Origin of the sequence: Psittacicella melopsittaci, assembly GCF_003585925.1 — a bacterium.
In the GTDB taxonomy this organism is placed as follows: domain Bacteria; phylum Pseudomonadota; class Gammaproteobacteria; order Enterobacterales; family Psittacicellaceae; genus Psittacicella; species Psittacicella melopsittaci.
The window spans coordinates 28,401-41,099 of the sequence record NZ_NRJH01000023.1 but is presented as its reverse complement, the minus strand read 5'-3'; the positions used below and the strand labels follow the sequence as shown (position 1 = coordinate 41,099).

General features: G+C 35.7%; 8 protein-coding genes. All 8 read right to left on the bottom strand.

The window, feature by feature from the left end; genetic code table 11:
• Positions 1-5: 5 nt before the first annotated feature.
• The gene (gene murG / locus CJP74_RS03115) at positions 6-1,229 is read right to left on the bottom strand and encodes an undecaprenyldiphospho-muramoylpentapeptide beta-N-acetylglucosaminyltransferase (protein ID WP_119496810.1); all 1,224 of its coding nucleotides are present in this window, start codon (positions 1,227-1,229) and stop codon (positions 6-8) included.
• 127 nt (positions 1,230-1,356) lie between these two features.
• Entirely contained in the window at positions 1,357-4,119 is a 2,763-nt protein-coding gene (gene murD, locus CJP74_RS03110; protein WP_119496809.1) for a UDP-N-acetylmuramoyl-L-alanine--D-glutamate ligase, read from the bottom strand.
• 110 nt (positions 4,120-4,229) lie between these two features.
• Positions 4,230-5,282, bottom strand: a complete 1,053-nt coding sequence (gene mraY, locus CJP74_RS03105; protein ID WP_119496808.1) for a phospho-N-acetylmuramoyl-pentapeptide-transferase — start codon at positions 5,280-5,282, stop codon at positions 4,230-4,232.
• A gap of 10 nt (positions 5,283-5,292) precedes the next feature.
• The gene (locus tag CJP74_RS03100) at positions 5,293-7,365 is read right to left on the bottom strand and encodes a Mur ligase family protein (RefSeq protein ID WP_119496807.1); all 2,073 of its coding nucleotides are present in this window, start codon (positions 7,363-7,365) and stop codon (positions 5,293-5,295) included.
• The gene (locus tag CJP74_RS03095; protein WP_119496806.1) at positions 7,365-9,194 is read right to left on the bottom strand and encodes a Mur ligase family protein; all 1,830 of its coding nucleotides are present in this window, start codon (positions 9,192-9,194) and stop codon (positions 7,365-7,367) included. Before CJP74_RS03095 ends, CJP74_RS03100 begins: the two co-directional genes overlap by 1 nt.
• Before the next feature lie 2 nt (positions 9,195-9,196).
• Positions 9,197-11,017, bottom strand: a complete 1,821-nt coding sequence (locus CJP74_RS03090) for a peptidoglycan D,D-transpeptidase FtsI family protein (protein WP_119496805.1) — start codon at positions 11,015-11,017, stop codon at positions 9,197-9,199.
• 15 nt (positions 11,018-11,032) lie between these two features.
• Positions 11,033-11,653 (bottom strand): cell division protein FtsL, encoded by a 621-nt coding sequence (locus CJP74_RS03085; protein WP_222986867.1) that lies wholly within the window; start codon positions 11,651-11,653, stop codon positions 11,033-11,035.
• A 36-nt stretch (positions 11,654-11,689) separates the two neighbouring features.
• Positions 11,690-12,691, bottom strand: coding sequence for a 16S rRNA (cytosine(1402)-N(4))-methyltransferase RsmH (rsmH, locus tag CJP74_RS03080; RefSeq protein WP_119496803.1), 1,002 nt, complete (start codon positions 12,689-12,691; stop codon positions 11,690-11,692).
• Positions 12,692-12,699 lie beyond the last annotated feature (8 nt).

The window sequence follows — 12,699 nt, the reverse complement described above, 5'->3', positions numbered from 1 at the left end:
GTGCTCTATAAGTATGAATTAATAAATTCGATAATTTTATCTGTGGCTTTTGGTGTTGCTAATGCACTTTGTTTACTTGCCATTTGATAGAGTTGGTGGTAGTTTAAACGGCAAATTTGTTTAACTAAACTCTGAGCATTAAAATCTTGATTGAGAATATAAAGGGCAGCGCCGGCATTAGTTAAGTACTTAGCATTTTGCAATTGTTGCTGATCCTTTTGCAGGGCAAGAGGAACAAAGATTGCGGGACGATTACAGCTAGCAATTTCAAATACGGTCATAGACCCTGAACGACAAATAATCAGGTCACTATCCAAGTATTTTTCCACCATATTATCGATAAATTCTTGCACCACAAATGAACTTTGTAGCCCTAGTTCTTGCACTAGTTGCTCAACTTCATTAAAGTTGCCCTTACCAACTTGTTGATAAGTTTTAGTTTTAATGCCAAGAACTTCTAACTCTTTTATTGCTGGAGCTAGATTGCGATTGAGAATTTGTGCCCCAAGAGAGCCACCTACGGCAAGAATTTTTAATTCGCGTTTACTAAAACTTAAGAGATTAAATTCAGCTTGTTGCTCGGCACTTAGGTTTTGGTAAACTTTTTCATAGTTTTCTGGACTATATTCAAGGTCTTGCTCTTTTGCCTTACTAAACACTAGAAGGTCTTTAAATTCGACCTTGGCTTTTTGCTCTAAAGACTCGAGATTTGTTTGACTCTCGAGTTTAGTAAAGTCTTCACGCAGAGGTTGACCTACCACATATTCGGCTTTTTTTGCTTCTTTTAAAGGGTAAGCAAATAACATTAGGTTGGCAAACTTAGCTAAGATTTTATTAGTTAGTCCCATAACCCCGTTATTTTCAATCATAACTAGAGGTACGCCAGATAGTTTGGCTGCAACTCCAGTAGGTCCACATACGTAACCCCCTGTTCCTACTACGAGGTCAGGTTTAAAGCTTTTAATAATTTTTTTGGCTTGGAAAATTGATTTTAAGATTTTAAATGGAGCTCTTAACCAAGCTTTAGCTCCACGTGAAACTAAGCCTTCGATATCAATAAAGTAGATAGGATAGCCATATTTGGGTACAAGTTGAGCTTCCATGCGGTTAGCAGTACCAACCCATGCAACTTCTACCCCTTGTTCTGTTAGTTTTTGTGCTATTGCTAGAGCAGGGAAAATGTGTCCTCCTGTGCCTCCAGCCATGATTAACACTTTTTTCTTTGTCATATAAATAGAGTGCAAATTGGATATGAAAGGAAACAATCTAATAGTATATACCAAAGACCCTTAAAGTGCTGTAGTTTCTTAGTAAAAATAAAAAAAGATCTACGCAAAATAACGTAGATCTTATAAGCTATTTATTTTTTCTTGCCCGCTTGTGTTGTGGCAAGCTTTTCTTGCGTGAAAAGAAATTATTTAAGTAATCAAAGAAACTTAAGACCATATCTTTAGAACGACTTTCTTTTAGTTTTTCGCCATTAGCAATTAAGCGATTTTCGTAGTCAATACGCATGGTAATACCTAATGCCGTAAACATTACCACATAGGATGACCCCCCATAAGAAATTAAGGGATGGGTACTACCATCAGTTGGTAAAAAGGCTACGGTCATACCTAAGTTATAGAGGGCTTGATAAGCAAACCATAAAACAAAAGTAAAGACTAAAATTGCTTGGAAAGGACGCTTATAGATGAAAAAGGTTTGGTGAGAAATCTTAAACATGCGTAAATAGAGTAAAATTTCTAAAACTACGAGGATAATAATACCTATATAACCAAACTCTTCTCCGTAAATAGCTAAAATATAGTCAGTATTAGCTTCGGTAAGATAGCCAGATTTAAAAATTGAATTCCCTAAACCTACGCCCCAAAATCCGCCATGGGAAAAGGCAGAAATAGAGTTAATAACCTGATAGGATTTACCATAAGGATCAGAATATGGATCTAAGAAACCTGTAATACGATCCATAAGGTAAGATTTATTGGTTACGTAGATAAATAAGAGCGTAGCGGCAACAATTAATACAGGCGTAAATCTTATTACCATTGCTTTTAGGTTCGGGGTAACATAGACAATGGTTACACTACTAATTATGATTAACATTAAAGTTGAACCAAAATCAGGTTGCATGAGTAAAAGCATTGCCATTATCAGGAAAAATCCTGTAAAACCTAGCATATCTATTAAGCGAAAGTTACTTTCGCTAGATACAGCCACAAGGTAGTGAGCTAAATAAATTAGGGTACAAAGTTTTGCTAATTCTACAGGTTGGAAAGTAAAACCAAATAAACTAATCCAACGCTGAGCTCCATTAACCGAGTGCCCAAATGTATGAACAAAAATCAAGGCTCCAATGGTAAGTATTGAAATCAAAGGAGTAAAGGTTCGCCATTTGGACGAGTTAATGCATAAACTCACTAAAAAGGTTATTACTCCGGCAACCATTAACAGAGCTTGTTTAGGATTAAAAATCATCCCCATTTGCTTAAGAGAAAAGTAAACTGAGGAAGAAAATACAGTAATTATCCCCAAACCAAAAATGCTAAAGATTAAAGCAAGTAAATAACCGTCATATAGCTTGATAGTGTGGTCATTATTTTTATTATCACCTAGATAGATAAGACCATGGGTAGCGTTTTGGGCAAAGTTTAACAGAGATATTCCCCAACGCTTTACTCTACTAGGCTTCTGATACTTTTTTGCAATTTCAGTAAACTTCTGCCCTCTCTCTTCATAGTTTTTAAATTGATCTAAACTAGCACAACCAGGACTTAAGAGAACTACATCATTGCTTTTTAATTTAGGAGCTATATGAGTCATTACCGTTTCTAAAGTAGCCCCTTTAAAAACTTGGGCATGCGGAGAGCATTTAGCTACTTCTTCGGCATCACGACCATAGCAAATAACTTCAATATTTTTTATTTTCGCTACTGCAGGAGCTAATTCGGTAAAGTCTTGCTTTTTCCCTTCGCCCCCCATTAGGAGATAAAGCTTATTATTACTATGTAAATCTACCGAACGTAAGGCTGATTCAACCGAACCTATATTGGTTGCTTTACTATCATTAATAAAGCGCACGCCGTTATTTGAAACATGGACAAGCTCAAATCTATGTGGCAAGCCTTTAAAATTACGAGCTGCTTCAAAAATTAACTTGTCTTGTTGTTCAGAGTGAGCCTGTAAAGTTAAACGCACTAAAGCTATGGCTGCCAGAAGGTTTTCATAGTTATGCGTCCCTTGGAGAAGAAAATCTTTAACAGGTAAACTTACATAGGAAACACTAGTTGCATTATCGTATAAGGTCGGAATATTTAATGTCCGTTTTTGCGGATCATAGAAGTAAGAAGCAGGCTGTTTTACTGGATCTGAAGTAAAAGCAGTCATGTGCTTTTTAGCATTTTCATTGCGAGGCCAAGTTGCTTGATCTATTTTGTTATAAAGTAAGCTCTGGCTTAAATCGTAAATATGCTGTTTGGCTGCCGTATAATCTTCCATGCCATTATATCTATCTAAATGATCAGGCGTAACATTTAGAATAGTTCCTACGCGTAGTTTTAAACTATTGGTAGTCTCAAGTTGGTAACTTGAAAGTTCTAACACATAATAGTTATAACTTTCGGTAAGAGTAGACATTACTGGTACTCCCACATTTCCTGCTTTAGCTACATGGTAACCAAGATATTGCAGAATATGCGTAGTTAATTCGGTAACCGTAGTTTTACCATTTGAACCAGTTATCCCAATTACGGGAGCATCGCGGAAAATAGGATCTTTAGAATCATTTTTTAAGCGAGCAAAAAGTTCAATATCGCCAATAATTTCCACTTTTTGTTCTCTTGCTTTAGCAAAAGCAGGATGAGATTTTGGAATTCCAGGCGTTACAATAAGAAAATTTTGTTTGGCAAGGATATCTGGTACATTTAAAGGATATACTTCGATATCACCGTTAATTGATTGTAAGGTAGAAATGAACTCTTGATCTGGCTTATCATCAAAGAGAGTAATTTTATAGTGATTGTGTTCTTGATGTGTTAAAAGAAAGCGAGCTGTTTCAAAGCCACTTTTTTTCACGCCCACAATCCCAATATTTATTATATTTGGAATGGATAAAGACATAAAAGATACTTTGTTGAACAAAAGACTAAATTTTTGACTTTTATTTTTTTTGCAAAAGTCCTTTCTATTATATAGGATAAAAGCCTCGTTTTCACGAGGCTTATATTAATTTAGAATAACTTATTGCTATAAACGACAATACTGAGAACTAAGAGAACAAAAGCTACTGACCAAAAACGAGCAATTACTTTAGTTTCGCTTAAGCCTTTTTTCTCAAAATGGTGATGTAAAGGAGCCATTAAAAATACACGACGTCCTTCACCATATTTACGTTTGGTATATTTAAACCATACCATTTGGATTGCCGAAGATAAGCATTCTACGACAAATACTCCCCCCATAATTACCAGAAGAAGTTCTTGACGTACGAGAACGGCTAAAAATCCTAAGAGCCCACCAAGAGCTAAAGAACCTACATCTCCCATAAATACTTGGGCTGGGTAGCTATTAAACCAGAAAAAGCCAACACAAGCACCAACAAGAGCTGCACATAAAATAGCTAAGTCTAAAGTTTGCGGAATATTATATCCACTAAATACCCCAAAGCCCCCTACATCTATGGCAATAAAGCCAAAGCCTAAAGCACAGAATAAGGTAGGAATTATCGCTAAACCATCTAAACCATCGGTTAGGTTTACGGCATTAGAAGCCCCAACTACAGTAAAGTAGGCAAATGGAATAAATAAAAATCCAATATTTGGCATCCAATCAACCAGAGGAATTGCTAGGCTCGTAGTTACTGGATCATTACTACTAAAGTATAAAATTAAAATAGGAATAAGTGAAACTAATGAAAGAGAAATATATTTTTGTTTTACACTTAAACCATCAGAATTTCTGCGTTTAATTTTTAAGTAGTCATCTATGTAACCCACTAGGCCAAAACCAATGAAAATAAGTAAGGCTAACCAGATATAAAGATTATTCCAGCGACTAAAAAGTAGAGTACCTACGGTAACTGCCAAAATAATCATTACCCCACCCATGGTTGGGGTGCCTTGTTTTTTCAAGTGGGTTTGCATGCCATCAGTACGAATACTTTGACCGTATTTAAGTTTATGAAGGGTTTTAATTAAAGTTGGACCTAAGCTGAGGCAAATAATTAGGGCTACAGCAAAAGCACCAAAAAGTGCAAGTCCAAAGGAAGTAAAATCAATAAACATAACTATTTTATTATTTTAAATATTCTAATAACTCTTGAGAAAGATAAGCCTCTGGAGCAAAATGAGTAGGATCATTTTTTAGCATTTGCACAAACTCTTTAAAGCAAAGATTCATTTTTGAAGAATTACTGCCTTTAAAAGCTATAGCAAAGTTAGTTACAGAATTATCTTTTATGAGTTGAAATACTTTACAAGCAAGGCGGTAATAACTCGACTCAGCTACAGGCGTAGTTATATTATGCTCTTCAACAACATAAAGAGGTTTACCGTCTTTACTTATAGGTAAGGTATAAATTGTCTTATTTGCAGCAACTTTAGGTTTTACTGTTACATAGCTAAAGTTAGCAATTAAGGTAAAAGGTTGCTTTTCACCCGCAATGTACTTTTGGTAGACTTCAGTAAAAAAGTCAACCTTGGTTTGATAATCGAGTTCTGCCATAAAGCCGAGCATAAAGTATTTATGCTCTTGCTTTTGTAAAGCAAGAATTTCCATTGAAGCTAATACTGAGCTAGGGTTAGCATTATAGCTATCGTCAATATAACAAGCTGCAGGAGTTTTTATAATTTTTGTGCGACGCGCTGGGGTTGGCACATTTTGTAAACTATAGAGAATATGATCGAGTGGAACGCCTCCAGCTAAGCATACAGCTATAGCTGCTGTAGCATTGTATGCTCCAATTTTTCCCTTTAGGTTAGTGCGAACTTTTACTTGTTGCGGATCCACAAAAATCTCTTTGGTTAAATTATGCTGATTTTGAGGTATATGTAAACGTTTAACCTCAAAAGCATTAATATAGAGGTCAAAGGTTATTTGCTCGTCTTGAAACTCTAAAGTATTTTCATCGAGATAAAAATCAGCCACTGGATTTTTAGCACTAAAAGTTAAAAGGGTTTGATGTCCATTGCGGGCAAACATTAAATCATTGGTATAAGAATCAAGATTAATAATTTTTACCCCGTTAACATTTAGATTGGCAAAAATTTCATTTTTCGCTAGAGCTACACCCTTAATGCCGCCAAAGCCCTCGGTATGCGCAGGTTGCACATTATTAATTATGGCTATATCTGGGCACGAAAGAGCAGTGGTGCGAGCAATTTCCCCTATGTGATTTGCCCCATGTTCAACAACTGCCACTTCAGGTTTTATTCTATGCTTAATATGACTATTAACTATGTCTAATAGGGTAATAGGTACTCCTAGTTCATTATTAAAATTTCCTGTAGTACTTACTACGCGGTGTGGGTAATAGTTACGAAATACATGCGAAACTATTTCTTTTAACGAGGTTTTACCTGATGAACCAGTAATAGCAATAGATAAAGGGGCATAGTCAAATCTTACTTGACGAGCAACAAAGTTTAGAGCCTGATTTATATCAAGCACAGGAATAATATTTCCTAGGTTATTTTTTAAACAAAAATCCTTGTCTTCTTCACTAAGATTGCCGAGAAAAACAACCGTATTACGGTTTTTTAACGCCATGCTAGCTAATTCTTGTCCCGTAAAGTTATTACTTTTTAGAGCAAAGAATGCCGATACTTTTAAGTCATTATTGAGGCGACGCGTATCTGTGGTTAAAAATACGGGTTGAGAAGCAAAAGGTAAGCCTTTAAAGGCAAAGAGATCACATAATACCTCTGAGGCACTATAGTATTTACTTGTATCCTTGTAATTGCCTTTTACTTGATCTAAAGGGCTTACTTCAACCTCTTTAGGTTGATCAAAGTTTTTCTCTTCTCCAGCAAATTTACCTATGTAGGTGATAGGAATTTCGTGATTTGGAATAAAAGGTTTACCTTTTTTAACTTCTTCAAGGTATTTTTCGGTTTCAAGAACTACTGTACTTCTTGCCGTAATCCCAGCATGGTTTTTATAGTGCTGGCTTTCACGCAGAGCAAGTTCTTCTTGATATTTATCTTGTTGTTTAAATTCTTCTTGGGTTTTATCAACAAGACTAATAATTTGTTCTTCAGAAGCATAGGTTACAAGACTTTCAGGTTGGAAAGGGATAAATCTTTTATCAAGAAGATTTGCCTTTTCTAAGCCTGTAATAATCGCTTGTAAGCTTGTGTAGTGAGACATTATTTTCCTCGATTAAAATATTCTTCTATTACTTCTTGATCAGAAAAATGATGAACTTGGTCACCGATTATTTGTTCGGTTTCATGTCCTTTACCTGCAACTAAAATACAGTCTCCAGGTTGAGCTTGAGCAATAGCACTAATAATTGCTTGGGCACGATCACCAATATAGCTAACATTTTCTTGGTTGCTTTTTACTCCAGCTAGAATTTGTTGGGCAATTTTTTCTGGATCTTCTGAACGTGGGTTATCATCGGTAATAATTACCTTGTCTGCTAAAGTGCTAGCAATTTCTCCCATAAGAGGACGTTTACCTGGATCACGATCACCACCACAACCAAAAACTAGCGTAATTTTGCTTTGTGGTTGATCTTTAAAATGTACTTTGGCACTTTCGAGAGCTTTGCTTAGGGCATCTGGAGTGTGAGCAAAATCAACAATAACGGTTTTGTTTTCTTGATTTGGCATAACTTCCATGCGACCTTTTACCGATTTAAAGTTTTGGGCATAAGCAAAAATTTTCTCTAACTCTATACCGTAGAGATATAAAGAAGTTATAGTTGTAAGAACATTGTAAGCGTTAAAAAGACCAATTAATGGTACTTCTAAAGTAGTTTGCGTTTTTAACTCTTTAATTTTATCTTCAAAACTAAAAGTAATGCTCAAGCCTTTAGTATGGGCAACAACATCTAAAAGGTTTACTACTATATCAGCTTTAAAGCAAGCAATTTCGTTAATACGTTTACCAATATTAATTACGGCAAGACGTGGTTTTACTTGGGCATTGAGAACCTGACTTACCAGATCATAATCTTCAGGTTGGAGTTCAAGAAACTCATTTTCTCCTAGAGGATTAGGTAAAGTATTTCTCGCTCCAGCCACGTGTTCATCAGGAGGTATAGCCCCTAAAAAAGAAAGTAAAGCTGGCGTAGATGCCGAAACTCCACGCGTACTTGCGTTATCGCCTTGGCTTTTAGCAAATTTTAAGGAAATTAATTTAACTATGCGACCGCCGTAGTCATTTTCTTCTCCATTACAAGTAACTATATAGTCGTTAACATTGTGTTTGGTGAAAAAGCGAGCCTTAGCTTGGAAATAATCTTCCATGGTCTTGTGATAATCTAAGTGATCTTGAGTTAGATTAGTAAAAATCGCTTGCTTAAAGCGAACATTACGGACACGATTTAAGGCTAGACCATGAGAAGTTACTTCCATAACTACCGCACTAGAACCAAGAAAATCAGCTTGGAAAATATTATCTAAAACCGTGCAAGGGTCAGGGGTCGAATTTTTTGCTTTAGCTAAATGACCATATTGCCCTAAGCCGATAGTTCCGATAATAAAAGGTGGAGCCTTAGGAGTTAAAGCTGCCAAACCTTGGGCAATTAAATTAGTTGTTAAAGTTTTACCATTAGTGCCTGTAACCCCAATTACAGGTACATCTAAACCTACTTTATCTTTAGAGCTCACCGAAGCTAAAAAGTCATAGAATTTTAGAGTTAAAAAGCTCAGATATTTATTTAAGTCATATACTTCAAAAATATCAATTTCTTGCCCATTAACTATATCAGTACGATGAACATAAGCGTGAATGCCAATTAGATTTTCATTATGGGTAATAATAACTTTACTACCACGCCCTACAGCATCAGCAATAAAGGCTCTGGCATCAAGGTTAAAGCCCTTGGTTGCGGCAAAAACCGTATGCGAGTCACACTCTTTGCTGTTAATACTAATATTAGTAAGTTGATGTTTTACAATTAATGGTTTTAATTCGTTAATTAAACCAAGAAGTTGTTTAATTAATTGTTCAGTACTTAATTGCACCATTTTTATTTTCCACTATGTAGTAAAATGCGATCAGAAGACATTTTATCTTCTGGAATATTATAATAATTTAGCGTAGCTTCCATTATTTTGCGCCAAACAGGAGCGGCAATTGCCCCACCATAGTATTGTTCTCCCTTAGGATTATTAATTACAATTACTAAAGCAAAGCGAGGTCTTGTTGACGGGGCTACGCCTGCAGTGTAGGCAATATACTTATCAACATATTGCCCCCCTTCAACTTTTTTAGCTGTCCCTGTTTTTACCGAAACATTATAATTTGGGATGGCTGCCCGAGTTCCCCCACCCCCACTTTCGGCAACCCCTTCCATTAATTCCAATACTGTTTTGACAATATTAGCATTAAGTTTTTGTTTGGCTTGGGGTGGCGTTTGTGACTTAATTAACGAAAGAGGATATTCAGCGCCAAAGTTACCTAGAGTAGCATAAACATGAGCTAATTGGAGAGGGGTAACCTGTTGCATATAGCCGTAGGAAAATACTGCCTTATCTAGATCTGTTAATCTATTGTTATAAGGAAAATACCCCATGGTTTCTCCTGATAAGCCAAGACCTGTTTTTTGTCCAAAGCCAGCTGCGAGGTAGGTCTCTCTTAAACTATCTCCTGGAAGGAGAAGAGAAATTTTTGCTACCCCAATATTAGAAGATCTTTGTAAGATGCCTCGAATAGACAGAGTATCACGCGGACCTACGTCTTTTACTTGGTGACGCCCTACAGTAAGATTGCGCGTATTAATAACCGTAGTTGGAGTAATAACTCTATTTAATAATCCCGAGTAAACCACAAAGGGTTTTACCGTAGAACCTGGCTCGAATACCGAAGTAATAGCATAGTTATTTAAGTACTCAGGGACTATTTTGCTTCGGTTGTTAGGATTAAATGAAGGAGCATTTGCCATAGCTAAGATATTACCATTAGTAACATCAACTAAAACGGCAGTAGCTGTATCTGCTTTATTTTCTACTATAGCTTCATTTAAAGCTTGGTAAGCCATTTCTTGCAGATCTATATTGATAGTTAGAGTAACCTCTTGTCCAGCTTGAGCATTAGCAATATTTTTATAGTTAATAATATTATTGCCAAAGTCTTTTTCATAGGAAATGTTACCATCCTTGCCAAGTAATTGAGCATTGGCAAGTCTTTCTACGCCAAACATCCCTTGTCCTTCATTGTCTAAAAGTCCAAGAACTTGTGAAATGGCATCGCCATAAGGGTAAAATCTACGAAAATCTGTATATGAAGATAAGCCAGGAACATTTAAACTTTTGATATAGTCAGCCATAGTAGGTGATACTTGGCTTTTTAAGCGCAGATATCTTGAGTTAGGTCTGCGTAATATATCTTGATACAGTTTTTTCGGGTCTACTCCTAAAGCTTTAGCTAGGGCTTGAAACACAGGGCTATTTTCTTGATTTACAGCTGCATAGGCTGGATCGAGAAAGACCTTAACATCTAAACCAAAAGTTTGATAAGGAATAGATGTAGCAAGAACTTTTCCTTGGGCATCGAGAATTTGCCCTCGAGGTGCACTTACAATTACATTACGTTGAATACGTGCATTAGTTTCACGAGCAAGATGTTGTTCATCACGTAAAGGAATAAAGTTCGTGAAAAATTGAAGAAAATAAAGAACTAAATAAATAGCAAAGATAACTAATAAAGAAACTGTAAAAAAATATAATCTTCCACTAGTTAATTTGATACCAAATTTAAAATCTTTTAAATTTTCTTCATCTCTTTTTTGGGAAGTTGTTTTAATCGGATCTAAATAGTTAGCTCGATTATTTTCATTCTTTTTTACCATTTGCGATAACCTTAACTACTCTTGTGGAGGAGTTAAAAGAGGAATACTAGGTGTAGGTAGTGTCTTATTTTGTGGTAAATATGGAATTACGACAATAACCTCAGCTTCAGTTGGAATTGGAATTAATGAGATTTTCCCTTGCGTAATTCTAATAATATTAGTTCGTGAGGTTAAAGAAAGAAACTCTAACTGCAGATTGTCATTTGAAAGTACCAAAGAGTTTTTATCTGCAAGCAACTGCGAGTATTTTACTGTAGTTTCAATCGAAACTCTACTAATGTAAATTTTTGCTAAGGCAAGAGATAAGATAATGAGGCAAAGTACTATGGTAAAAAATAATCTGGTACTAAAATCTTTATATAAAATCTTTAAGAGCGTGAACTCTGAGTCCCAATTTAATTTACCATAGCGTTGTTCAATATACTTTTTTCGTCTTGCTTTAGATTCTTGTTGTAATTGCTTTAGTTGCTCTTTTGGTTGTTCAAATTTTACTTTATCTAAGTTTTCAACTAAATCAGTAACTGCGGTTCCATTTGCTTTTGAAGCGTCGTCAATTTCCTTTTGGCTGAGAAAATTTGTCTGAGAGGTTTGTTTGTCCTCTGGGGATTTTTTATGCGTTGATTTAAAAAAATTCACGGTGTAAGCCTCAATCAATGGAAACTATTTGGAATCTTAATCCTGTTCTACTTCTTTGTAAGCTTTACTTGAGCGTTGTGCCCAACGTAAGATCGATGATCTTGAACGTGGATTTTCTTGAATTTCATCTTTACTTGGTTTTAGAGCTTTAGAAATTTGCTTAAAGTATACTTCTTCTTGCTCGATTTCAGTATCAGCTACAGGTAAGAATTTTGGTAAAGCTTTGGTAGTATTATTTTCTTTGAAAAAGTGCTTAACAATACGATCTTCGAGCGAGTGGAAGCTAATAATACTAATAATTCCTTCTGGAGCTAAAAGAAAAAGTGAGGCATTTAAAGCTGTTTCAAGTTCTAGTAATTCGTTGTTAATTACAATACGAATTGCTTGGAAAGTTCTTGTTGCTGGATTTTTATTGGTTACAGCTTTCTTTTCTACTGATTTAACTAAGTCAACTAAGGCATTAGTAGTTAAAAGAAATTTAGAAAACTCTGTTTGTTCTCTTAATTTACAAATAGCTCGGGCTATAGCTCGAGAATTTTTTTCTTCACCATAGAGGTATAAAGAGTCAGCAATGAGTTTTACATCACTACGATAGAGCCAATCGCGAGCAGTAATTCCTTGCGTTTGATCCATACGCATATCAAGTGGACCATCGTTCATAAAACTAAAGCCACGACTTGCATCATCAAGTTGCGGTGAGCTAACGCCTAAATCTAAGAGAATACCGTCAATTTTTCCTTGCAGATTTAATTCTGTAAAATATTCTCCCATTGACGAAAAAGGAGCATGAACAGGAATTACACGCGGATCTTCACTTTGTAGTTTTTGTGCAACTTTAATAGCTTCTAAGTCGCGGTCAAAAACATAGAGACGTCCATCTTGGTTGAGGTGTTTGAGAATTAAGCTAGAGTGACCACCACGACCAAAGGTACCGTCTACATAGATCCCATTTGGTTTTATGTTTAAGCTTTCTACAGCTTCATGTAGTAAAACTGTTTTGTGGACAAAGTTAGAGGTTGATTTTGTTGGAGTTTCCATGACAAATA